19 protein-coding genes are annotated in these 22,743 nt (G+C 64.3%); 13 read left to right on the top strand and 6 right to left on the bottom strand.

All coding sequences use genetic code 11. The annotated features are described in order from the left end of the window. Positions 1 to 255 precede the first annotated feature (255 nt). The 10 genes from OZ911_RS04120 to OZ911_RS04075 all read left to right on the top strand — a co-directional run bounded on the left by OZ911_RS04120 (position 256) and on the right by OZ911_RS04075 (position 12,624). Entirely contained in the window at positions 256 to 1,155 is a 900-nt protein-coding gene (locus OZ911_RS04120; RefSeq protein WP_016484932.1) for a chemotaxis protein, read from the top strand. 88 nt (positions 1,156 to 1,243) lie between these two features. Further along, the gene (locus tag OZ911_RS04115) at positions 1,244 to 1,555 is read left to right on the top strand and encodes a hypothetical protein (protein ID WP_016484931.1); all 312 of its coding nucleotides are present in this window, start codon (positions 1,244 to 1,246) and stop codon (positions 1,553 to 1,555) included. Continuing rightward, positions 1,552 to 2,286 (top strand): YkgJ family cysteine cluster protein, encoded by a 735-nt coding sequence (locus OZ911_RS04110; RefSeq protein WP_016484930.1) that lies wholly within the window; start codon positions 1,552 to 1,554, stop codon positions 2,284 to 2,286. Before OZ911_RS04115 ends, OZ911_RS04110 begins: the two co-directional genes overlap by 4 nt. 256 nt (positions 2,287 to 2,542) lie before the next feature. Beyond that, a complete protein-coding gene (locus tag OZ911_RS04105; protein WP_016484929.1) occupies positions 2,543 to 3,706 on the top strand; it encodes an efflux RND transporter periplasmic adaptor subunit in 1,164 nt (387 codons plus the stop codon). Further along, positions 3,703 to 6,795 (top strand): multidrug efflux RND transporter permease subunit, encoded by a 3,093-nt coding sequence (locus OZ911_RS04100; RefSeq protein WP_060517664.1) that lies wholly within the window; start codon positions 3,703 to 3,705, stop codon positions 6,793 to 6,795. Before OZ911_RS04105 ends, OZ911_RS04100 begins: the two co-directional genes overlap by 4 nt. A gap of 9 nt (positions 6,796 to 6,804) precedes the next feature. Then, positions 6,805 to 7,479 (top strand): heavy metal response regulator transcription factor, encoded by a 675-nt coding sequence (locus tag OZ911_RS04095; RefSeq protein ID WP_023047985.1) that lies wholly within the window; start codon positions 6,805 to 6,807, stop codon positions 7,477 to 7,479. Further along, positions 7,454 to 8,857, top strand: a complete 1,404-nt coding sequence (locus tag OZ911_RS04090) for a heavy metal sensor histidine kinase (protein WP_016484927.1) — start codon at positions 7,454 to 7,456, stop codon at positions 8,855 to 8,857. The genes OZ911_RS04095 and OZ911_RS04090 overlap by 26 nt, the downstream gene beginning before the upstream one ends. A gap of 287 nt (positions 8,858 to 9,144) precedes the next feature. Further along, positions 9,145 to 9,369 (top strand): hypothetical protein, encoded by a 225-nt coding sequence (locus OZ911_RS04085; RefSeq protein ID WP_023047986.1) that lies wholly within the window; start codon positions 9,145 to 9,147, stop codon positions 9,367 to 9,369. Positions 9,370 to 9,575: 206 nt separating this feature from the next. Next, positions 9,576 to 10,910, top strand: a complete 1,335-nt coding sequence (locus tag OZ911_RS04080; protein ID WP_023047987.1) for an OprD family porin — start codon at positions 9,576 to 9,578, stop codon at positions 10,908 to 10,910. A 223-nt stretch (positions 10,911 to 11,133) separates the two neighbouring features. Beyond that, the gene (locus tag OZ911_RS04075) at positions 11,134 to 12,624 is read left to right on the top strand and encodes a sensor domain-containing diguanylate cyclase (RefSeq protein ID WP_016484924.1); all 1,491 of its coding nucleotides are present in this window, start codon (positions 11,134 to 11,136) and stop codon (positions 12,622 to 12,624) included. Here OZ911_RS04075 and OZ911_RS04070 read toward each other — a convergent pair. Next, on the bottom strand, positions 12,621 to 13,097 hold the full coding sequence (locus OZ911_RS04070; protein ID WP_016484923.1) for a ferritin-like domain-containing protein: 477 nt from the start codon (positions 13,095 to 13,097) through the stop codon (positions 12,621 to 12,623). The two genes, OZ911_RS04075 and OZ911_RS04070, sit on opposite strands and share 4 nt — an antisense overlap. A gap of 201 nt (positions 13,098 to 13,298) precedes the next feature. On the opposite strand from OZ911_RS04070, the gene OZ911_RS04065 reads away from it, so the two are divergent. Next, on the top strand, positions 13,299 to 13,520 hold the full coding sequence (locus tag OZ911_RS04065; protein ID WP_016484922.1) for a DUF3820 family protein: 222 nt from the start codon (positions 13,299 to 13,301) through the stop codon (positions 13,518 to 13,520). A 122-nt stretch (positions 13,521 to 13,642) separates the two neighbouring features. Here OZ911_RS04065 and OZ911_RS04060 read toward each other — a convergent pair whose 3' ends face one another. Genes OZ911_RS04060 through ptsP form a run of 3 tightly spaced genes read right to left on the bottom strand, consistent with a single transcriptional unit; the run spans position 13,643 to position 19,179 of the window. Continuing rightward, positions 13,643 to 15,382: a PTS fructose-like transporter subunit IIB gene (locus OZ911_RS04060; protein WP_060517665.1), complete on the bottom strand. Its 1,740-nt coding sequence runs from the start codon at positions 15,380 to 15,382 to the stop codon at positions 13,643 to 13,645. Next, positions 15,379 to 16,326: a 1-phosphofructokinase gene (gene pfkB, locus OZ911_RS04055; RefSeq protein WP_060517667.1), complete on the bottom strand. Its 948-nt coding sequence runs from the start codon at positions 16,324 to 16,326 to the stop codon at positions 15,379 to 15,381. The genes OZ911_RS04060 and pfkB overlap by 4 nt, the downstream gene beginning before the upstream one ends. Continuing rightward, positions 16,327 to 19,179 (bottom strand): phosphoenolpyruvate--protein phosphotransferase, encoded by a 2,853-nt coding sequence (gene ptsP / locus OZ911_RS04050; RefSeq protein ID WP_070086867.1) that lies wholly within the window; start codon positions 19,177 to 19,179, stop codon positions 16,327 to 16,329. A gap of 284 nt (positions 19,180 to 19,463) precedes the next feature. Here ptsP and cra point away from each other — a divergent pair, with 284 nt between their 5' ends. Beyond that, positions 19,464 to 20,459 (top strand): catabolite repressor/activator, encoded by a 996-nt coding sequence (cra, locus tag OZ911_RS04045; RefSeq protein WP_024717667.1) that lies wholly within the window; start codon positions 19,464 to 19,466, stop codon positions 20,457 to 20,459. A gap of 2 nt (positions 20,460 to 20,461) precedes the next feature. Beyond that, the gene (locus OZ911_RS04040) at positions 20,462 to 21,250 is read left to right on the top strand and encodes a TatD family hydrolase (protein WP_023047699.1); all 789 of its coding nucleotides are present in this window, start codon (positions 20,462 to 20,464) and stop codon (positions 21,248 to 21,250) included. Between the two features lie 79 nt (positions 21,251 to 21,329). On the opposite strand, the gene ampE is transcribed toward OZ911_RS04040, so the two are convergent. Continuing rightward, positions 21,330 to 22,160, bottom strand: coding sequence for a regulatory signaling modulator protein AmpE (gene ampE, locus OZ911_RS04035; protein ID WP_024717666.1), 831 nt, complete (start codon positions 22,158 to 22,160; stop codon positions 21,330 to 21,332). Next, positions 22,157 to 22,729 (bottom strand): 1,6-anhydro-N-acetylmuramyl-L-alanine amidase AmpD, encoded by a 573-nt coding sequence (ampD, locus tag OZ911_RS04030; protein WP_016484915.1) that lies wholly within the window; start codon positions 22,727 to 22,729, stop codon positions 22,157 to 22,159. The genes ampE and ampD overlap by 4 nt, the downstream gene beginning before the upstream one ends. Positions 22,730 to 22,743 lie beyond the last annotated feature (14 nt).

Below are 22,743 nucleotides of genomic sequence, written 5' to 3'. Positions count from 1 at the left end.
GCGCGCGCGACCGCCTTGTTTGTACGACGCGATATCGTGCCATGCGCCAAGGGGGGCGCGTGCAAATCCCACAGAAATAATTGGCCCGAAACAAACGTAGGAGCGAGCGCAGCTCGCGATGCGCCGCACGGGCGGCGCGCGATCTCACCGGCAACGAAAAAACCAAGGTCACCCCATCAACTATTCTCACCACCCTAAAGCCAGACGCCAAAGAGCCGATAACCGGTTATCCCCTGTTCCCCACCGAAGGTCACCATGGCCACGCAAAATGCCCGCGCGGACTCGTTGTCCCTGCTGCTGTTCACCCTGCGCAGCGGCAAGTTGATGGCAATCAACCTGCTCAAGGTCAGCGAAATCATCCCCTGCCCGCCGCTGACCAAGCTGCCGGAGTCGCACCCCAACGTGAAGGGTGTGGCGACCCTGCGTGGCCATTCGCTGTCGGTCATCGACCTGTCACGCGCCATCGGCGAGCGGCCCCTGGAAGACCCGCAAGGCGGCTGCCTGATCGTCACTGAAATCAGCCGCTCGCGCCAAGGCCTGCATGTGCAGGCGGTCAGCCGCATCGTGCATTGCCTGAGCACCGACATCAAACCGCCACCCTTTGCTTCGGGCAACCGCTCGTTCATCACCGGCGTGACCCGGGTCGACAACACCCTGGTGCAGGTGCTGGACATCGAAAAAGTCATCCACTCCATCGCCCCACCGCCGGCCGAACCCGCACACGGCACCTTGAGCGAAGAAGACGCCAGCCTGCTGGCCGCCGCCAACATCCTGGTGGTGGACGACAGCCTGGTGGCCCTGCAGCAGTCGGTGCACACCCTGCGCAACCTGGGCATCGAATGCCACACCGCGCGCAGCGCCAAAGATGCCATCAACGTGTTGCTGGAGCTGCAAGGCACCGCGCAGGAGATCAACATCATCGTCTCCGACATCGAAATGAGCGAGATGGATGGCTACGCCTTCACCCGCACCCTGCGCGAAACCCCTGATTTCCAGCACCTGTACGTGCTGCTGCACACCTCGCTGGACAGCGCCATGAGCAGCGAGAAGGCAACACAGGCCGGGGCCAACGCCATCCTCACCAAGTTCTCCTCGCCAGAGCTGACCGATTGTCTGGTGGTGGCCGCGCGTACCGTGGTATTTGCCGAGCACTGATATATTAAGCGACAAACTCCCCGGCTTGCCGCCGGGGGTGAGTCGGGCATAATTCGCGCCCCTCGCAAGCAAATTGCCGGAATCGCGTATGAAGTTTTTCAGCTCTATCCTGATCACCTGCGCCCTCCTCAGCGGTATCGCCCAGGCCTCCAGCAGCCAGGCCTGGAACGAGCAGCGCCAACAGATGCTCAAGGCCTGCCTGGCCGCCAGCCAGTTCAAGGATGCCCACGCCCGCGGCAAGCCCGCCGAGTTCGATGACCAGGTCGGCATGAGCGCCCTGCTGGTCGAAGGCGTCTACCCGCAGAAGCACATGCAGCAACGCACCGGCACCGAGCTGTGCCTGTACGACCGCCAGCACCAGCGTGCCTTCATCAGCGAGTGGAGCCCGGAAGCCAAGTGACCGACAACTTGCGATTCGGTTGTACCGGCTGCGGCAAGTGCTGCACCGGGCACCACGTGCCCCTGACGCTGGCTGAGGCACGCCGCTGGGCAGATGATGCCGGCCAGGTGATAGTGCTGATCGAAGCCTTCGTGGCCGATGGCCCCGGCATGCCGCCTGAGCAGCGCGAACATGTGCTGCGCCGCTCGTATCCGGTGGCCTGCGGCGACGGTGAGGCACGCGTGTCGGTGACCTTTGCCGCGTTCAACCCCGGGCGCTGCCGCAACCTGGACGACAACGACCTGTGCACCATCTATGAACAGCGCCCGCTGGTCTGTCGCATCTACCCGGTGGAAATCAACCCGCACATTCCGCTGCGCCCGGACAGCAAGGACTGCCCGCCGGAGGCCTGGCAGCAAGGGCCGGAACTGATTCACGGCACGCAACTGGTCGATGCGGAACTGCAAGCGCTGGTGCAAGCGTCACGGCAAGCCGACCGCGATGACATAGCTGCCAAGGTGGCGGTGTGCCAGGCGCTGGGCATGACCACCAGTGCGCTCAAGGGCAATGGCTTTACCGCCTACCTGCCAGACATGGGCGCGTTTGCCACGGCGCTGGCGCAGGAGCCCATACCTGACGCTGCACAGTGGACCTTGCATGTGCAGGATGAACCGCTGGTCGCGAGCTTGCAGGGGCTTGGTTTGCGCACTACCCACGAAACCCCGGTGTACTACGCCTTCATAGGCTTTTAGCCTGAGCGACTTCAGCAAGCATTCCACGGTAACCTGTGGGAGCGGGCGCGCCCACGAACACCGGCGCAGCCGGTGCCATCCACCGCGTCGTCTTCTTCGCGGGCACGGCCGCTCCCACAGTGGTCCCCTGTCGCATGCCACCCGGTGAAACTGACAGCGCTGTCAGCCAGCCGTCACGCTGCCGACCCGGTGCGGGGGCTATAAGATTGAGTACAGACAACCGTTTCCCTCCCACCTGGCCAAGGTGCCCGCACCGATGCGACGTCCGTCCCGCTCTGCCTTCCTCGCCGCACTGGCGCTCCTGGCCCTGGTGGTAGCAGGCACCTGGTTCAGCCAGCACCAACCCGCACCGGCCGCCCGCGCGCAAACCGCCGTACCGGTGCGCGTGGTCAGCGTCGCCCAGCAGGACGTGCCACGCTATGCCAGCGCCATCGGCTCGGTATTGTCGCTGCACAGCGTCGAGGTCCGGCCCCAGGTCGAGGGGATACTCACTCAAGTGCTGGTCAAGGAAGGCCAATGGGTCAAGGAAGGTGATCTGCTCGCTACCCTTGACGACCGCAGCATCCGCGCCAGCCTCGATCAGGCCCGTGCACAACTCGGCCAAAGCCAGGCCCAGATCCAGGTGGCCGGCGTCGACCTCAAGCGCTACCGCCTGCTCAGCAGCGATGACGGCGTGTCCAAGCAAACCCTCGACCAGCAACAGGCGTTGGTCAACCAGCTGCAAGCCACGGTCAAGGGCAACCAGGCGGCCATCGCCAACGCCGAGGTGCAACTCTCCTACACACAGATACGCTCACCGGTAACCGGGCGCGTGGGCATCCGCAATATCGACCCGGGCAACCTGGTGCGCACCAGCGACACCCAGGGGCTGTTCAGCGTGACCCAGATCGACCCGATCGCTGTGGAGTTCTCGCTGCCGCAACAGATGCTGCCAACCCTGCAAGGCCTGCTCAAGGCGCAAACGCCGGCGCTGGTCGAGGCCTACATGGATGCCGATGGTGAGCGCAACCTGCTCGGCGCAGGCCACCTTGCCCTGATCGACAACCAGATTTCGGCCAACACCGGCACGGTGCGCGTCAAGGCCGAGTTCGACAACAAGGACGGCCTGCTATGGCCGGGGCAACTGGTCACCGTGCGCCTGCGCACGGCGATGGACCAAGACGCCCTGGTGGTGCCGCCCCCCGTGGTGCAACGCAGCATCGATGGCCACTTCGTCTACCGCGTCGACGGCGACAAAGTCACCAACGTGCCGGTCAAGGTACTGTATCAGGACAGCACGCTGAACATCGTCGCCGGGGTCAAGGCCGGCGACCAGCTGGTACTCGATGGCCAATCGCGCCTCAAACCCGGCTCCAGGGTCGAGATCACCCCTGACGCCCCGCCGCCTGCCGAGATGGCCGAGCGCAGGAGCCAGCCATGAACACCCGCAATGGCGTCTCGGCGTGGTGCATCGACCACCCTATCGCCACCCTGCTGCTGACCTTCGCCTTGGTCCTGCTCGGCGCCATCGCCTTCCCGCGCCTGCCGGTGGCACCCTTGCCAGAAGCGGACTTCCCGACCATTCAGGTCACCGCCCAGTTGCCCGGTGCCAGCCCGGAAACCATGGCCTCGTCGGTGGCCACGCCGCTGGAGGTGCAGTTCAGCGCCATCCCCGGCATGACCCAGATGACCAGCAGCAGCGCGCTGGGCTCGACCACGCTGATCCTGCAGTTCACCCTGGACAAGAACATCGACACCGCCGCCCAGGAAGTGCAGGCAGCGATCAACACGGCCACCGCCCGCCTGCCCCAGGACCTGCCCAGCCCGCCCACCTGGCGCAAGGTCAACCCGGCCGACAGCCCGGTGGTAATCCTCACCGTCAGCTCCGCACAGATGCCCGGCAACGAGCTCAGCGACTACGCCGAAACCCTCTTGGCGCGCCAGCTCAGCCAGATCGACGGGGTCGGCCTGATCAACATCACCGGCCAGCTGCGCCCGGCCATACGGGTGCAGGCACAACCCGAGAAACTCGCGGCCATCGGCCTGACCCTGGCCGACGTGCGCCTGGCTATCCAGCAGACCAGCCTGAACCTGGCCAAAGGCGCGCTGTACGGCGAGCACAGCGTGTCGACCATCGCCGCCAACGACCAGCTGTTCCACCCCGAAGACTATGCGCAGCTGATCGTCAGCTACCGCAATGGCGCCCCGGTGCACCTGAAGGACGTGGCCAAGGTAATCAATGGTGCCGAGAACGCCTATGTAAGTGCCTGGTCAGGCAACCAACCGGGGCTGAATCTGGTGATCTTCCGCCAGCCTGGCGCCAATATCGTCGACACCGTGGACCGGGTGCTCGACGCCTTGCCGCGCTTGCAAGAGATGCTGCCGGCCTCGGTCGAAGTGTCGGTGCTGCAGGACCGCACCCAGACCATCCGCAGTTCGCTGCACGAGGTCGAGCTGACCCTGATGATCGCCGTGGCGCTGGTGATCGGGGTGATGGCGCTGTTCCTGCGTCAGTGGTCGGCCACCTTCATCGTCTCCAGCGTGCTCGGCGTCTCGCTGATCGCCACGTGCGCGCTGATGTACGTGTTCGGCTTCAGCCTCAACAACCTGACCTTGGTGGCTATCGTCATTGCCGTCGGCTTCGTGGTCGATGATGCCATCGTTGTGGTGGAGAACATTCATCGCCATCTGGAAGCCGGCGACGATAGCCGCACCGCTGCGCTCAAAGGCGCCGGCGAGATCGGCTTTACCGTGGTGTCGATCAGTTTCTCGCTGATCGCCGCGTTCATTCCGCTGTTGTTCATGGGCGGTGTGGTGGGCCGGCTGTTCAAGGAGTTCGCCCTGACCGCCACGGCCACCATTTTGATCTCGGTGGTGGTATCGCTGACCCTGGCCCCCACCCTTTCGGCGCTGTTCATGCGCCGCCCACCCGGCGACCACCAGGGCGGTTTCGGCCAGCGCCTGCTGGGTTGGTACGAAAAAGGCCTGGACCGCGCGCTGGCCCACCGGCGGATCACCCTGGGGGTGTTCGGCATTACCCTGGCGCTGGCCGTGGCCGGCTACGTGGGCATCCCCAAAGGCTTCTTCCCGCTGCAGGACACCGGCTTCATTCTCGGCACCACCGAGGCAGCTGCGGACGTGTCCTACCCGTCGATGATCGACAAGCACCTGGCGCTGGCGAAAATCATCGGTGACGACCCGGCAGTGCGCGCCTATTCGCACTCGGTGGGGGTGACTGGCAGCAACCAGACCATCGCCAACGGCCGTTTCTGGATCTCGCTCAAGCCCCGCGGCGAGCGCGATGTCTCGGCCAGCGAATGGATCGACCGGATTCGCCCGAAACTCGCCCAGGTGCCGGGCATCGTCCTGTACATGCGCGCCGGCCAGGACATCAACCTCAGCTCCGGCCCGTCACGCACCCAGTACCAATACGTGCTCAAGAGCAACGACGGCGTCGCGCTCAACCTGTGGACCCAGCGCCTTACCGACCGCCTGCGGGAAAACCCGGCGCTGCGTGACCTGTCCAACGACCTGCAACTGGGCGCCAGCGTCACCCGCATCGATATCGACCGCCAGGCCGCGGCGCGTTTCGGCCTGACCACCACCGACGTCGACCAGGCCCTGTACGATGCCTTCGGCCAGCGCCAGATCAGCGAATTTCAGACCGAGACCAACCAGTACAAGGTCATCCTCGAACTGGACGCGCAACAGCGCGGCAAGGCTGAAAGCCTCAACTTCTTCTACTTGCGCTCACCGCTGACCAACGAGATGGTGCCGCTGTCGGCCCTGGCGCATGTTGCCGCGCCAAGCACCGGGCCGCTGTCGATCAGCCACGACGGCCTGTTCCCGGCCGCCAACCTGTCGTTCAACCTGGCGCCCGGCGTGGCCTTGGGCGATGCGGTGCAGATCCTGGAGCGTGCGCAGCGCGAGCTGGGCATGCCCGACTCGATCACCGGCAACTTCCAGGGCGCCGCCCAGGCGTTCCAGAGCTCGCTGTCGAGCCAGCCCTACCTGATCCTCGCCGCGCTGGTGGCGGTTTACATCATCCTCGGTGTGCTCTACGAGAGCTTCGTTCACCCGCTGACCATCATCTCCACCCTGCCCTCCGCAGGCCTGGGCGCGATCATCCTGCTGTGGGCCAGCGGCCAAGACTTCAGCATCATGGGGCTGATCGGCGTGGTACTGCTGATCGGCATCGTCAAGAAGAACGGCATCCTGCTCATCGACTTTGCCCTCGAAGCCCAGCGCCACCACGGCATGACACCCGAACAGGCGATACGCCAGGCATGCCTGGTGCGCTTCCGTCCGATCATCATGACTACCCTGGCCGCGCTACTGGGCGCGGTGCCGCTGATGTTCGGCTTTGGCACCGGCGCCGAGCTGCGCCAGCCACTGGGCATCGCCGTGGTGGGTGGCCTGCTGGTGAGCCAGGCCCTGACGCTGTTTACCACCCCGGTCATATACTTGGCCCTGGAGCGCCTGTTCCATCGCCGCCAGGCTGCCCGCGCGGCAGCGCCAAGTGCCAGTTAGGACAAGACCATGCGTGTGCTGATCATCGAAGACGAAGAAAAAACCGCCGACTACCTGCATCGCGGCCTGAGCGAACAGGGCTTTACCGTTGACCTGGCACGGGACGGTATCGATGGCCTGCACCTGGCCCTGGAGGGCGACTACGCGGTGATCGTGCTGGATGTGATGCTGCCTGGCCTGGACGGCTATGGCGTGCTGCGCGCCTTGCGCGCACGCAAGCAGACGCCGGTGATCATGCTGACCGCCCGTGAACGGGTCGAAGACCGCATTCATGGCTTGCGTGAGGGCGCCGACGACTATCTGGGCAAGCCGTTCTCGTTCCTTGAACTGGTCGCCCGCCTGCAGGCCCTGACCCGGCGCAGCAGCAACCATGAACCGTTGCAGGTGCAGGTGGCAGACCTGTGGATCGACCTGATGGCCCGCAAGGCCACACGCGCCGGGCAGCGCCTGGACCTGACGGCCAAAGAGTTCTCGCTGCTCAGCGTGCTGGCCCGGCGGCAGGGTGAAATCCTGTCGAAAACGGCTATTGCCGAACTGGTCTGGGACATCAACTTCGACAGCGACGCCAACGTCGTGGAAGTGGCAATCAAACGCCTGCGCGCCAAGCTCGACGGGCCCTTCGACAACAAGCTGCTGCACACCATCCGAGGCATGGGCTATGTCCTGGAAAACCGCGCGGGGTAATTCCATCGCCCTGCGCCTGTCGGCGCTGTTCATCCTGGTGGCGCTGGGCGTGTTCCTGCTGATCGGCTCGGCGCTGTACCGCCAGGTCGACCGCAGCCTGGACCTGCTGCCGCAGGCGGAACTGGATGCGCGCTTCAGCGTGCTCGAATCTACCCTCAACCGCTTCGGCACACAGGAACACTGGGCCAAGATCAACAACAAGCTCAACCTGCTCAGCGAAGAAGACAAGCGCATCCGCTTCTGGGTAGTCAGCAGCAACCCGGCCTACGAATACGGCCACCCCAGCGAGCTGGTCCGTGCCTTTGCCGAAGGCCCGCAGGGTATGCGCGACCTGCGCCTGCCCGACCGGCCCTACCCTTACAAGGTGCTGGTCAGCGAGCTACCGGGCCTGGGCGAGCGGCCACCGCTGCGGTTTTTGATTGGCATCGACACCGAAACGTTCTGGCAGGCCCAGCACAGCCTGCTGCTGGCGATTGTCGGGCTGGCGGTGCTTGGCGTGCTGCTGGCTTCAATGCTGGGGTACTGGGTCGCGCGCATTGGCCTGCGCCCGCTGCTGGCGTTGTCCAACGAGGCCCAGGCCCTGGCCCCGCCACGCCTGGACGGGCGTTTGCAAACCCACGCCCTGGCCCCGGAACTGGCACAGTTCGCCGGCGCCTTCAACGCCGCGCTCGACCGGGTCAGCCAGGCCTACTCACGGCTGGAAGCCTTCAACGCCGACGTCGCCCACGAACTGCGCTCGCCGCTGACCAACCTGATCGGCCAGACCCAGGTAGCGCTTACCCGTGGCCGCAGTGCCGAGCATTACTTCGAAGTGCTGCAATCAAACCTGGAAGAGCTGGAGCGCCTGCGCAGCATCATCAACGACATGCTGTTTCTGGCCAGCGCCGACCAAGGCAGCAAGGCCACCGCCCTCACCCAGGCCTCGCTGGCCGAAGAAGTGGCAACCACCCTCGACTACCTGGACTACATCCTCGAAGACGCCCAGGTCAGCGTGAGCGTGATCGGCGACGCCCAGGCGCCCATCGAAAAGGCCCAGTTACGCCGGGCGCTGATCAACCTGCTGAACAACGCCGTGCAGCACACCGCGCCGCACCAGGTGATCCAGGTGCAGATCGATGCCGGGCCCGAGCAGGTCAGCATTGCCGTGAGCAACCCGGGGCCGGCGATTGACGATGAACACCTGCCGTTGCTGTTCGAACGCTTCTACCGCGTGGATGCGGCGCGCAGCAACAGCGGTGGGGGCAACCATGGGCTGGGGTTGGCGATCGTCAAGGCGATTGCGCTGATGCATGGGGGGGAAGTGTTTGTGCGCAGTGGGGCCGGGCTCAATACCTTTGGTATCCAGTTGCCGACCTTGAGGCCTGCGCGCTCTGTCTAGGAGCGGCCTTGTGCCGCGAAAGGGTCGCGAAGCGGCCCCAGACGCTTTGGCAGGGCCAAGATTGCCGGGGCTGCTGCGCAGCCCATTCGCGGCGCAAGGCCGCTCCTACAAGGACCGCGCAGGCTCTCTAGCGCGGGAGTTTGCGGCCAAAGTCCTATTGCTTTTTCTTGGATCGTTACCTTTTGCGCAACAGTGCTTATCGCACTTCGCTCTGTTTCAAGTGCACTGAAAGGACTAACTTTACCCCCGTCCTCATTAGCACTTGCACCGCAAGAAGGTAGTTTCAAATGTCCAACAGTATGGGTATTGCCAGCGTCTTCGTTCTGTCTTCCCTGTTGTTGTCGCCCCTGGCCATGGCCGAAGAATCCAGCGCTTTCGTCACCCGTAATGCAGAGCTCGCCGCCGTCCATCAAGAGGCCCGCGACGCTGTAGCAGCAAACAAGGCAGAAGCCGCCAAATCCCCAGAACAGACCGCTTCCAAAGTTTCTGTCGATGCCAATGCCGACAGCTGATCAAGCGCTGTTGCTGCTCCCGATTTCCCTTGGCTACACCATGGGCACCACCGGTGCCGATATGTTAGCCTTTTAAAGCCGCTGCCGATCAGCGGCTTTTTTTATGTGCTTTAAACCTCAGCCCGGCTGTAACGTCTACCTAAAAAAAAAGACGCACATTCAAAAATAAAAACTGCCCCACCGTCAGACCAAAGGAGCTAGTACCGGTGCCTTCCGCGTTTCGCTTTACCCCGCTGTTCATTGCGTTGACTGCAACGATCCCTGTCGCCGCCCAGGCAGATGAAGACAAGGCTGATGGCTTCATTGAAGGGTCGTCCTTCAACCTGCACTTTCGTAATGCCTACTTCAACCGCGACAACCACAACGCTGGCGTGCGTGACACCCGCGAGTGGGGCCAGGGCGCGGTTGCGCGCTTCGAGTCGGGCTACACCCCAGGCGTAATCGGCTTCGGCCTGGATGCCCACGCCATGCTGGGCCTCAAGTTGGACGGCGGTGGCGGCCATGCCGGCACCAGCATCCTGCCCGAGCACATCAAGGACGACGGTGAGCTGGGCGCTGCCCCGCATTCGTTCTCCACTGCCGGTGCTGCGGTCAAGCTCAAGGCATTCGACACCGAGCTGAAAGCCGGTGACCTGTTCCTCACCAACCCGGTGATCGCGGGCGGCGAAACCCGCATGCTGCCGCAGACCTTCCGTGGTGTGAGCCTGACCAACACCAGCATCGACGGCCTGCTGCTCGAAGGCGGCCAGGTGAGCTTTACCCACCCGTACAACCAGAGCGGCCACCGCCGCATCGACACCTACTACGGTTCGCTGGACGAGCACGACAACAGCAAGCACCTGAACTGGGCCGGCGCGTCATGGAGCGGTACCGAGAACATCACCAGCAACCTTTACGCCGCCGAGCTGAAGGACATCTGGAACCAGTACTACGCGGACTTCGACTACACCTACGTGGTCAACGACCTGGTCAGCCTGAACCCGGGCGTGCACTTCTACCACACGCAGGACACCGGCCAGGCCCTGCTGGGCAAGATCGACAACAACACCTACAGCGTGCACTTCACCGTCAATGCGGGCTTCCACAGCGTCACCGCCGCCTACCAGCGGGTCAATGGCAATACGCCATTCGACTACATCAACCTGGGCGACAGCGTGTACCTGGACAACTCGCGCATGTACTCGGACTTCAACGCGCCAAACGAGCGCTCGTGGAAGCTGCAGTACGACTATGACTTCGCCGGAGTAGGCGTGCCTGGCCTGACCACCTCGCTGTCGTACTCGCGCGGCGAGGCCGATCTGACCAAAGCCACCCAGGACACCAGCCACTACGACTACTACCGTGAAGATGGCAAGAACGCCATGCACTGGGAACGTGACCTGGACGTGAAGTACGTGTTCCAGGAGGGTGACCTGAAGGACCTGTCGGTACTGGTGCGCTATGCCACTCACCGTGGCAGCCAGGGATATGCGTCGATCGACAGCAACAGCGACAACGATGAAGTGCGGGTGATCGTCGACTACCCACTGAACGTGTTCTGATCCAGGACCGCTAGCGAGGGCTGCGCCCTCGATCGCCGGCAAGCCAGCTCCCACAGGTACTGCATAACCGCTAAGCCTGATGCTGTACCTGTGGGAGCTGGCTTGCCGGCAAAGGGCTGCGCAGCAGCCCCAGACGTGATTCCGTCGGACAAATCTTGTCCGACAATCACTGCTTCCCTAGAATATCGCCGCCGCGAATGGCCCTGCCCACGCAGTAGCGAGCATGCCCACCCGATTACCGCGTTTCGCATTTCTCAGGTCGCACCCCGAGCTGGCCCTCAACCTGGGCAGTTGCCTTGCCGTGCTCGCCATCGTGGCCATCGTCAGCTTCCTGCTGGCGCGTGAACGTGACAGCGTCGAGCTGTCAGCCATTCGCTCGTCAAGCAACATTGTCCAGCTGATCGAAAGCGACATCCTGCGCAACGCCGAACTCTACGACCAGTCACTGCAGGGCCTGATCTGGGCCGTCGGGCGCAAGGAGCTGCCGGAAATACCCGGCCCGCTGCGCCAACGCCTGCTGTTCAATGAAGCCTTCGTCGACCGCAAACGCGGCGACGTGCTGTGGCTGGACAAGCAAGGCAATGTGGTGGGCGACTCCACCAGCAGTGTGCCGCGCAAGGCCAACTTTGGCGAAACCGGGGTGTTCAAGGCACACCAGGCCAACGCCAATCTGGGCTTGCTGGTAGGCCCGCCATTCAAGGCCAAGCTCGGCGACCTGGACTGGTGTATCAGCTTCAGCCGGCGTATCTCCGGCCCTGATGGCGAGTTTGCCGGACTGGCAGCAGGCGCATTGCGCCTGTCGTATTTCAGTGAGCTGTTCCAGCGCCTGGACATCGGCGCCGACAGCAGCATCAACCTGTTCAATACCGACGGGCAGCTCCTCGCCCGTCAGCCCTCACGCCCGCAAGACCCGCTGATCGGTTCAAACTATGCCGAGCGGCCCAACTTCAAGCGCATTCTCAGCGAACAGAGCGGTAACTTCACTGCCCGCTCTGGCAGCAACGGCAATCCGCAGATCTACACCTTCGCCCGGGTCGCGCAGCTGCCACTGATCGTGCTGGTGGTGCACTCGGCCGACGAGGTGTTCCAGTCCTGGCGCCGCACTGCGGTTCTGGTCAGCGTCGCCACGGGCGTGCTGTGCGTGGGCATCCTCTGGCTGACCCTGCTCCTGGGCCGCGAACTGCGTCGCCGCCAAGAGGCCGAACAAGGTCTGGCAACGTTGGCCGCCACTGATAGCCTGACCGGCCTGGCCAACCGTCGCCGTCTGGACCAGGTGCTGCGCCAGGAGTGGGCGCGTGCGCAGCGCAATGGCAAGCCGCTGGCGGTACTGATGGTGGATGTGGACCATTTCAAGGCGTTCAACCAGCGCCATGGGCATGCCGGTGGCGACCACGCGTTGCGGGAGGTAGCCAAGACCATCGAGGCGAGCATCCGCCGGCCGGCAGATCTGGCTGCTCGTTATGGTGGGGAGGAGTTTCAGGTGGTGCTGCCGGAAACCGATCTGGCCGGCGCGCGGCTGCTGGCCGAGCGCATTCGTACAAGTGTAGAAGCGCTGGCACCTTTTGCCGATGACGCCCACGCGGTAACAGTGAGCATCGGCATCGGCCTGTCCGGCACCCAGCACGAACTGAGCAGTGTGCTGGGCGCTGCGGACGAAGCCCTCTACCGGGCCAAGGCCAAGGGCCGCAACCGGGTAGAGGGGCCCGACGCTTAAGAGCGGGCGCGGGCGGCGTTGCGCAGGGCTTTGACCTGGTCATGGTTGCGCTGCACGCCTTGCAGCTGTTTTTCCACCAGGCCATAGGTCATGTCGCTGGCGCTGCGGCCCAGCTTTACCAGCTTCTCGCGGGCTTCCTTGTAGGCTTTGAGGGCGTGGTCTTCACCGCGTTCGACCTCGTTCAGCACCGCTTCTTCATCCTTGCCGGTGACCAGCGACTTCAGGTTCACCCAGCCGCGATGCAAGTCGCCGCTGATGCTGGTGGATGTTTCCGGGTCGCCGCCCAGCCGGCGCACTTCGCTTTGCAGTTCGCCGGCAGCGTTGGCGCATTCACCGGCACGCTGAACGAAGAACGCTTTGAGCTCGGGATTCTTCACATCATCGGCCGAGGCTTTGAATCCTTTCTCGCCATCCTTGCTGTATTCGATCAGGTCGTTGAGTACGTCAATCACGTCTTTGTTGGGGTTGCTCATGGTCGAACTCCTTGGCAGGTGATAGTCATCTACAGAGTTGCAGCGTTCGTGCCATGCTTTCGAGTAAAATAAATCCTTTGTTTTTCAATTACTTATCTAATATTCAAGAATGGCTGATACCGGCGTTCTGCATGATCGCCGCTTGGGGCTTCGTGCAGATTGCAGTATGGTCGGCACTTTTCCACTCAAGGCGCGCCGAAGATGAAGCCGGAAATGCTCGAATTGCTGGTGACCCGCAGCATGCCGTTCGGCAAGTACCAAGGGCGCATCATTGCCGACCTGCCGGGGGACTACCTGGCCTGGTTTGCGCGCAAGGGTTTCCCCACGGGTGAGCTGGGCGGGTTGCTGGCGTTGATGCATGAAATCGACCACAACGGGCTGGGGGATCTGCTGGTACCGTTGCGCAACAAGCATGGGCGTTGACCTGCGACGGCCCTATCGCCGGCAAGCCAGCTCCCACAGGATCACGCAGGCCTCAAAATCTGCGCTATCCCTGTAGGAGCTGGCTTGCCGGCGATTAGGGCCAGCGGGGCCAACCAAAAGCTCTAGCCTTTCACTGGCGTCACGGCCAGCTCTACCTGCTCGCTCTTCTTGATCACGGCATACACCACCGCCGTCAGCAGGCTACCCGCCACGATCGCCAGCAAATACAGCAACGCATGGTTAATGGCATTGGGGATCAACAGCACGAACAAGCCGCCGTGCGGCGCCATCAGCTTGCAACCGAAGTACATCGACAATGCCCCGGTCAGCGCACCGCCGGCCACGCTGGCGGGGATCACCCGCAGCGGGTCTTTGGCAGCAAACGGAATAGCCCCTTCGGAAATGAAACAAAGCCCCAGGGCCAATGCGGCCTTGCCCGCCTCGCGCTCACTCTGGGCGAACTTGCGCCGGGCCAGGAAGGTGGCGATACCCAGGCCGATCGGCGGCACCATGCCAGCGGCCATGGTCGCCGCCATCGGCGCGTAGCTCGACGATGCCAGCAGCCCCACCGAGAAGGCGTAGGCGGCCTTGTTGATCGGCCCGCCCAGGTCGACACACATCATGCCGCCCAGCAACAGCCCCAGCAGAATGGCATTGGTGGTGCCCATGCTGTCGAGGAAGTGCGTGAGGCCTTCGAGCATGGCTGCCACCGGCTGGCCGACCACGTAGATCATCACCAGGCCGGTGACCAGGCTGGCCAGCAGCGGAATGATCAAGATCGGCTTGAGCGCTTCCAGGCTGCTGGGCAAGCGTGCCCAGCGGGCAATGGCCTTGGCGCTGTAACCGGCAATGAAGCCGGCAACAATGCCACCGATGAAGCCGGCCCCCAAGGTACTGGCCAGCAGGCCACCGATCATGCCCGGCGCAAGCCCCGGGCGGTCGGCGATGGACCAGGCGATATAGCCGGCCAGCAGAGGCACCATAAGCTTGAACGCCGCCTCACCGCCTATCTGCATCAACGCTGCCGGCAAGGTGCCCGGCTGTTTGTAGGCCTCAATACCGAACACGAACGACAGCGCAATCAGCAGGCCGCCAGCCACCACCATGGGCAGCATGAACGACACGCCGGTGAGCAGGTGCTTGTACACACCGGTCTTTTCACCCTTCGCCGTGGTAGCAGCCGCTGCGGCATCGGCGCTGTTTTCCACCTTGGCCTCGGCCAGGGCCTTGTCCAGGGTGGCACGTGCCTGCTTGAGTGCAATGCCGGTGCCGCATCGGTAGATGCGCTTGCCGGCAAACCGCGCGGTCGGCACTTCAATGTCAGCAGCTAGCAGCACCACATCCGCTTCAGCAATGGCCTGGGCAGACAACGGGTTACGCGCACCGACCGAGCCTTGGGTCTCGACCGTGAGCTGATAACCCATTAGTTGCGCGGCTTGCTGCAAGGCCTCCGCCGCCATGAACGTGTGCGCGACGCCCGTCGGGCAGGCGGTGACCGCGACAATGCGTGCGCCCGTGCTGCCAACCTCGGGCGGCGCACCTGCTGCGGCCAACAGCGGTTGGGCGTTGGCCGCCGCTTCATCGAGGAAGCCCTCGCGGTCGGCCAGTGCCTGGGCGGGCGTGCTCTGGTAAACCCGCTTGCTGACGAAGCGGGCCAGGTCCACCGGGCCGGTGCTGACCACCAGCACCCAGTCGGCCTCGGCGATCTGCGCGGCACTCAGTTGCCGTTCGGGGTGCCCGGCATCCTGCACTTCTACACGGGTGCTCCAGCCGCGCCGCTGGGCAGCGGCAGACAGCAAGCGCGCGCTCAGCACGCTCGACACCTGGCCGTTGGGGCAGGCGGTGACAATGGCAATGTTCATCGGCAACCCTCTTGTTGTTCTGTCAGTTGCACGGCAGCTTCCAGACACGTCAGTTGCTCACGGTCATGGATGCCGAAGCCAACCTGGGTGACGGCCTGGGCGGCAATCGCGGTGGCGCGGATCAAGGTCTGCGCAGGCGCCTCGCCCTGCAGCAGGCCATGGACCATGCCAGCCACCAACGAATCCCCCGCCCCCACTGTACTGGCAACCCGCACGCTGGGCGGGCAGGCATGCAGGGCCAGGTCGCGGGCGAACCAGCTGACGCCCTGCTCGCCGGCAGACACCACCACGTGTTCCACGCCGCTGGCCAGCAACTGCTCGGCGGCGACGCGTTGCTGCGCCGGGTTATCCACGGCCTGGCCAAGCACTTCGCCAAGTTCTTCGGTATTGGGTTTGACCAGCCAGGGCGCGCTTTGCAGGCCGGCGCGCAGGGCTTCGCCGCTGCTGTCCAGCGCCACCTTGAGGCCAAGGGCCTTCAACTGGTCAAGCAACTGGCGGAACCAGTCGGCGCTGATCCCTCGCGGCAGGCTGCCCGCCACCACCACGGCATCGTGGCCCGGGGCGACCTGCTCCAGCCGCTGCATCAAGGCAATGCATGCCGCTTCGTCGACCTCGGGGCCTTGGCCATTGATGTCAGTCACGCGGCCATCGGCTTCTACCAGCTTGATGTTGCTGCGGGTTTCGCCGGGGACGCGAACAAAGCAGTCGGTAAAGCCACGCCATTCAATCAACGATTCAAACGGCTGCAGGTTATCGCGCCCGAGGAAACCGCCAACGGTCACGCGGTGCCCCAGGTCGGCCAGTACCTGGGCAACGTTCAGCCCTTTGCCCGCCGCGTGGCTCTGTTGTGCATGGCTGCGGTTGACCTGCCCCGGGCGCAGGGTATCAAGGCCGATGGTGATATCCAGCGCCGGGTTCAGGGTGAGGGTAAGGATCTTGGCCATTCAGTAACGCTCCACCAGCGCGCGAACCGCTGCGGCGCTGTCTTGTTGCAGGGCCTCTCGCGCCAGGGCGCGGGCCGTCTGATGATCGGCCTGGCGAACCAGGGCCTTGACTTCGGCAATGCTGCGCGCAGACACGCTGAGTTCGTCCACGTCCAGCCCGAGCAGCACAGGCACCGCCTGCGGATCTGCCGCCAGCTCACCGCATACGCCCACCCACTTGCCGTGGGCATGGGCGGCGCGCACGGTCATGTCGATCAGGCTCAATACTGCCGGGTGCAGGCCGTCGGCCTGGGCCGAAAGGCTGGGGTGGCCACGGTCGATGGCCAGGGTGTATTGGGTCAGGTCGTTGGTGCCGATACTGAAGAAGTCCACTTCGCGCGCCAGTTGCCCAGCCAACAGGGCCGCCGAAGGCACCTCGACCATGATGCCCAGCTGCAGGTCGGCCACGGGAATTTCTGCCCGCAGGCGCTCGACCATGGCCCGCGCCTCGCGCCACTCATGCACCTGGCCCACCATGGGGAACATGATGCGCAGCGGGCGCTGGTCGGCAGCCCTGAGCAAGGCGCGCAGCTGGTCCTCCATCACTTGCGGCCGTTGCAAGGTCAGGCGTACGCCACGCACGCCGAGGAACGGGTTTTCCTCAGCGGTAATCGGCCAGTACGGCAGCGGCTTGTCGCCGCCGACATCGAGGGTGCGCACCACCAGCGGTCGTCCGTCCAGGCCATCGAGCACGCGACGGTACTCAGCCTCCTGGGTGGAAACGTCCGGGGCCTGGGGGTGGGCCATGAAAATCAGTTCGGTGCGCAGCAAGCCGACACCTTCGGCGCCCTGCTCCACCACCTTGGCGATACCGCTGCTCTCACCGATGTTGGCGAACACCTCCACGGCGTGGCCATCGCGGGTGACGGCCGGTTCAAAACGGTTGGCCCAGGCGGCCTGCAAACGCTGTTCGCGCGCATCTCGCTCGGCCAGGGCGCGCTGCAATTCATCCTCCGGCGGTGCCACGCTGACCACGCCGCGCTGGCCATCAAGCAGTAACGGTGTGCCTGCTTCCAGCAGCAAGATCGCCGCACCCGCCCCCACCACAGCCGGGATGCCCAAGGCACGGGCGACAATGGCGCTGTGTGCAGTGGCGCCACCCTGAGCAGTGACGATACCGGCGACCCGGCCTGGGTCCAGCCGGGCAACATCGGACGGGCCGACTTCGGTCATCACCAGTACGTAGGGTTGCTCGGGCTCAGCCTGGGCCTGGACACCGCACAACTGCGCCAGCACGCGGCGGCCAACATCGCGCAAGTCAGCGGCGCGCTCGGCCAGCAGGGCATCGTGCAACGCCTCTTGCTGGCGCGCCGCGGCCTCGATCACGGCCATCCACGCTGCCGCAGCGCTCTCCCCCTGGGCAAGGCGCTGCTCGACATCATCGGTCAAGGCCGGGTCGGCGAGCATTTCCTGATGCGTGACGAATATCTCGCCAATGGCCTTGTCGCTGCGCTGTACCAGCGCCTGAAGCTCGCTGGCCACCGTTGCCAAAGCCTGGTGCAACTTTTGCCGTTCCTGGGCGCAGGATTCGCCGCGCAGTGGGTAGTCGAACTCGCGCTCGACACACACATGGGCAGGTCCACTGGCAATGCCGGGCGCAGCGCCCACGCCCTGAACACGGCTACCGGCGGCGGGGGCTTGCAGCACCTGGGCCGCAACAGTGGCAATGGGCTCCATGCTCTGCGGCAGCGGCTCTACCTCTTCACCCAGGCCCTGTTCAATGGCAGCCAACAGCACCGGCAAGGCGTCGGCGGCAATACCCGGCTCGGCCACCAGTTCCAGGAGCTGGCCACGACGGGCGCCAAGGCTGAGCAGCTTGCTCAGGCTCTTCACCGACACCGCCGGCTGCGCGCTGTCGACCAGGCGTACACGGATTTCCCCGTCGAAGCCTTTGGCCAGTTGCGCCAGCACCTTGGCCGGGCGGGCATGCAAGCCATGTGGGTTGGCCAGCACGATGCGCGCGCTGGGCCAATCCGCCGGCGCCTCGCCCCCCAGCACTGCCAGCACAGCTCGGCTGCTGGTGGCCTGATAGAGCATCTGCCCGCGGCCTTCGATCAGCACTTCGCACAGGCGCTCAAGCAGGGCCTGGTGAGCGGCGCCAAGGCTGGCCAGGCAGAACAGGCCATTGAGCGGCTGGTCGCGATAACGCAGGGGCTGCTGTGGAGTAACGAAGGCCAGGCCCGGCTGGCGCACCTGGCGCTCGCTGTGCAGCCACCACAGGCCCTCGCCCAGCGGCAGCGGCTCGGCCTGCTGCAGCACCGCGGCAAAACCACTGTCGACGCAGTCGGCACGCTGCAACAGGCGGGCGCCGCGCCAGGCCAGTTCGTCAAAGTCTTCAGCCGGCAGGTTCAGGCCGACCAGTTGTGCATCCAGTGCCAGCTCCTGTGGCGCGCCTTGCAGCAGCTTGAGCAGCGCTTCGGCGGAACTGGCCCGGCGCAGCGCTTCGGCCAGGTCGGTTTCGCCCAAGGCGCGGGTCAGCAGCTGCAGCAAGCGCAGGTGTTCGTCGGAACGGGCGGCGATGCCGATGGCCAGGTAGACCATTTGCCCATCGCCCCAGTCTACGCCCTCGGGAAACTGCAGCAGGCGCACGCCGGTGGCATAAACCAGGTCACGGGTTTGCGGCGTGCCATGGGGAATGGCGATGCCCTGGCCAAGGAAGGTGGAGCCTTGCCCCTCGCGGTCCTGCAGCCCTTGCAAGTACCCCTGTGCGACCAGGCCATCAGCGACCAGCCGGTCCGCCAGCAGGCGCAACGCCTCGGCCTTGTCGGCGGCCGTCTGGCCCATGGCTATCTGCTCCTTGGCGAGTTCGAGCATGACCTTCTCCTTTTGCAGTTCCCGGTCGGGTACTGGAGTATTGTTGTGAAATTCACATGAAGGGCCAGTTCAACAGCCTTGCACAGATGGCAGCCGAGGCAGAAAATTCGGCAGCTGAAACGTTTAATCTGACCAGGCGGCCACGTTACTCGATAATCTGCCCGGTAAAAAGCCCCATCCTGTCGGACAATTGCGACAATGGTCGTCTGCGCATGGCGCCAGTACCGGGTCAGAATACCCGGTCCGGCCTCACAGCCAGCCCCGGAAATAACAAGGAAAATTCGGTGAAACTCAGCGATATCGCCCGCCTGGCCGGTGTGTCCGTGACCACTGCCAGCTACGTCATCAACGGCAAGGCTGAACAGCAACGCATCAGTAACAGCACTGTAGAACGGGTACGCGCGGTGGTTGAAGCCCACGGCTTTACCCCCAACCCGCAGGCTGCGGGCCTGCGCAGCCGGCACACGCGCACCCTGGGCTTCATTCTCCCGGATCTGGAGAACCCCAGCTACGCCCGCATCGCCAAGCAGCTGGAACAAGGTGCCCGCGCCCGTGGCTATCAGCTGCTTATCGCCAGCAGCGATGACCAGCCCGACAGCGAGCGCCAGTTGCAGCAACTGTTCCGCGCGCGCCGTTGTGATGCCCTGTTCGTCGCCAGCTGCCTGCCGCCGGAAGACGACAGCTACCGCGAAATGCAGGACAAAGGCCTGCCGGTGATAGCCATCGACCGCCGCCTGGACCCTGCGCACTTCTGCTCGGTTATCAGCGATGACCGCGATGCCAGCCGCCAACTGGCCGCCAGCCTGCTCAGTGCAGCCCCGCGCAGCATTGCCCTGATTGGCGCACGCCCCGAGCTGTCGGTCAGCCAGGCACGTGCCGGCGGGTTCGACGAAGCCCTGCAAGGCTATGCCGGTGATGTGCGTCGCTACCAGGGCGAGGCATTCAGCCGTGAGTGCGGCCAGCGCCTGATGCAACAGCTTATCAATGACCTGGGCGGCCTGCCGGATGCCCTGGTGACCACCTCGTACGTGCTGCTGCAAGGGGTGTTCGACACATTGCAGGCGCGCCCTGCCGACTCGCGCCAGCTGCAGTTGGGCACCTTTGGCGACAACCAGTTGCTCGACTTCCTGCCGCTACCGGTCAATGCCATGGCGCAGCAGCATGGCCTGATTGCCGCCACTGCGCTGGAACTGGCGCTGGCCGCAATCGAGGAAAAACGCTACGAACCTGGCGTGCATGCTGTCGGCCGCACCTTCAAGCAGCGCATCACGGCAGCCTGAGCATGCGCCTGATCGACACCCACACCCACCTGGACTTCCCCGAGTTCGACGCCGATCGCCCGCGCCTGTTGGCCAACGCGGCGGCGCGCGGGGTGGAACGGATGGTGGTGCTGGGGGTTTACCAGGCAAATTTCCAACGGGTGTGGGACCTGGCCTGCGCCGATCAGCGCCTGTTCGTGGCACTGGGCCTGCACCCGGTGTACCTCGACCAGCATCGCCCGGAGCATTTGACGCAATTGCGCGAATGGCTGGAACGCCTGCACGGCGACCCACGGCTCTGCGCCGTGGGTGAGTTTGGCCTGGACTACTACCTCGAAGACCTGGACAAAACGCGCCAACAGGACCTGTTCGAAGCGCAACTGCAAATGGCCTGCGACTTCGAGCTGCCCGCGCTGTTGCACGTACGCCGCAGCCATGCCCAGGTGATCGCCACGCTCAAGCGCTACAGGCCGGCGCGGGCGGGAGTGATTCATGCGTTTGCCGGCAGTTACGAAGAGGCGCGTGAATATATCAAGCTGGGCTTTCGGCTTGGGCTTGGCGGTGCCGGCACCTGGCCACAGGCGCTGCGGCTGCGCAAGACGCTGGCGCGGCTGCCACTGGAGAGTGTAGTGCTGGAGACCGATGCGCCGGATATGGCGCCGGTGATGTATGCGGGGCAACGGAACAGCCCGGAGCATCTGCCGGACATTGCCGGGGCGCTGGCCCAGGTGATGGGAGTGGATGTAGAGGCGCTGGCGCAGGCCAGTAGCCGCAATGCTTGCGAATTGTTTGGCTGGTGCTCGCCTTTGTAGTTGCTGCGCCTGGCAGATCGAGCGCCGCCGGGGCGGCGCTCGATCTGCCAGGCGACGCAAATAGCAAGGCGACCCTAGGTCAGACCAGCACGGTCCACAGCGCAAACCCGGCATACCACAGCACTGCGCAGCGCAGCAGCAGCTCCCAAAGGCTGTCCAGCCGCCCCAGGCCACGCTGACTGTCTTCTTCCTCGGGAATGTCATCGGCAATACGCCCCACCCGCGCCACCAGGTGTGCAGCGCTGATGTGCCAGTTGAGCACCTCGTGCAGCATCACCCGGGTCACTGCGAGGAAGTTGCCCACCAGCGCAAAGCTCATTGCCATCAAGCGCACCGGTAGCCAGTCCATGATGTGCCGCAGCTGTTCGGCACGCGCCTTCAGCGCAGGCTGCTGGCTGTGCTCGCCGCACAGCGCCACCAGTCGATAAGCCAGCGCCGCACCAGGGCCTAGCACGAAATACCAGAAGATCACCGCAAAAAACCCTTGGTACACCTGCCACAGCAAGTTGCCCTGCACACGCACCAACAGGCTGTGCGGCTCATCCGCCACCACGCCCAGGTCGCGCTCTGCAACATGCAGCGTCGCTTGGTCGTCACCCCGCCGCCAGGCATCACGGAACGGGCCCAACGACGCCTTGGCATCGCCACGGCCCAGGCTATAGACCAGCACCAGCAAATGCACCGGCAAGGCCAAAAGCCCATAGGCCACCGGTTCCAGCACATGCAGCAGCAACACCAGCAGCGCTACCGGTGCCAGCACCACGACGGCCAGCGTCCACCAGGGGTGTACCTTGCCGCTGCGCTCCAGGCGAAGCAGCTCGCCAAGGAAGAACCCGTCACGCTGCACTTGATGCCGCAGGGCCGAAAACTTCTCGACCCACAGCGCCAGCAACAACACCAGAAAACTCATGCCTTGTCCTCGTTGTGCAACAACGCTTCGCGGTAGCGCGGCCAATCGAAAGACGGGCCGGGGTCGGTCTTGCGTTGTGGGGCAATGTCGCTGTGGCCCTGAATACGGCCCAGGTCGATGGCCGGCCAGGCGCTACGAATGTGCCGGGTAAGCTGCTCCAGCACGGCGTACTGAGCATCGGTATAGGGCAGGTCGTCGGTGCCTTCCAGCTCTATGCCGATGGAAAAATCGTTACAGCCTTCACGCCCGTCGAAGCACGACACACCCGCGTGCCAGGCACGCTCGAGCAACGAAACGAACTGGGTCACCGCGCCGTCACGCTCGACGAACAGGTGCGCCGAAACGGTGAGGTGGCTGATGCTGGCGAAATAAGGGTGTTCGTTGGGGTCCAGGCGGTTCTGGAAGAACTGCTGCACCTTGCCGGTACCAAAACAGGCCGGCGGCAGGCTGATGTTGTGGATCACCAGCAGGGAAACCGATTCGCCTTCGGGGCGGGCATTGAAGTTCGGCGAGGGGCAGTGGGTGATTCCGATTCCGTGGAACCAGCCAGTGGCACGGTCCAATTGCATGGGGCAAATCCTGA

This window comes from Pseudomonas fortuita, from assembly GCF_026898135.2.
In the GTDB taxonomy this organism is placed as follows: domain Bacteria; phylum Pseudomonadota; class Gammaproteobacteria; order Pseudomonadales; family Pseudomonadaceae; genus Aquipseudomonas; species Aquipseudomonas fortuita.
The sequence above is the reverse complement of the archived record's forward strand: the minus strand, read 5'-3'. Positions and strand labels throughout refer to the sequence as shown.

Coding starts and splice junctions, on each gene's coding strand:
- OZ911_RS04085 (WP_023047986.1), top strand. CDS start 9,145: ATGTCCAACAGTATGGGTATTGCCAGCGTCTTCGTTCTGTCTTCCCTG.
- OZ911_RS04120 (WP_016484932.1), top strand. CDS start 256: ATGGCCACGCAAAATGCCCGCGCGGACTCGTTGTCCCTGCTGCTGTTC.
- OZ911_RS04105 (WP_016484929.1), top strand. CDS start 2,543: ATGCGACGTCCGTCCCGCTCTGCCTTCCTCGCCGCACTGGCGCTCCTG.
- OZ911_RS04075 (WP_016484924.1), top strand. CDS start 11,134: ATGCCCACCCGATTACCGCGTTTCGCATTTCTCAGGTCGCACCCCGAG.
- OZ911_RS04115 (WP_016484931.1), top strand. CDS start 1,244: ATGAAGTTTTTCAGCTCTATCCTGATCACCTGCGCCCTCCTCAGCGGT.
- ampE (WP_024717666.1), bottom strand. CDS start 22,160: ATGAGTTTTCTGGTGTTGTTGCTGGCGCTGTGGGTCGAGAAGTTTTCG.
- OZ911_RS04060 (WP_060517665.1), bottom strand. CDS start 15,382: ATGAACATTGCCATTGTCACCGCCTGCCCCAACGGCCAGGTGTCGAGC.
- OZ911_RS04040 (WP_023047699.1), top strand. CDS start 20,462: ATGCGCCTGATCGACACCCACACCCACCTGGACTTCCCCGAGTTCGAC.
- OZ911_RS04100 (WP_060517664.1), top strand. CDS start 3,703: ATGAACACCCGCAATGGCGTCTCGGCGTGGTGCATCGACCACCCTATC.
- ampD (WP_016484915.1), bottom strand. CDS start 22,729: ATGCAATTGGACCGTGCCACTGGCTGGTTCCACGGAATCGGAATCACC.
- ptsP (WP_070086867.1), bottom strand. CDS start 19,179: ATGCTCGAACTCGCCAAGGAGCAGATAGCCATGGGCCAGACGGCCGCC.
- OZ911_RS04070 (WP_016484923.1), bottom strand. CDS start 13,097: ATGAGCAACCCCAACAAAGACGTGATTGACGTACTCAACGACCTGATC.
- OZ911_RS04090 (WP_016484927.1), top strand. CDS start 7,454: ATGTCCTGGAAAACCGCGCGGGGTAATTCCATCGCCCTGCGCCTGTCG.
- pfkB (WP_060517667.1), bottom strand. CDS start 16,326: ATGGCCAAGATCCTTACCCTCACCCTGAACCCGGCGCTGGATATCACC.
- OZ911_RS04065 (WP_016484922.1), top strand. CDS start 13,299: ATGAAGCCGGAAATGCTCGAATTGCTGGTGACCCGCAGCATGCCGTTC.
- OZ911_RS04095 (WP_023047985.1), top strand. CDS start 6,805: ATGCGTGTGCTGATCATCGAAGACGAAGAAAAAACCGCCGACTACCTG.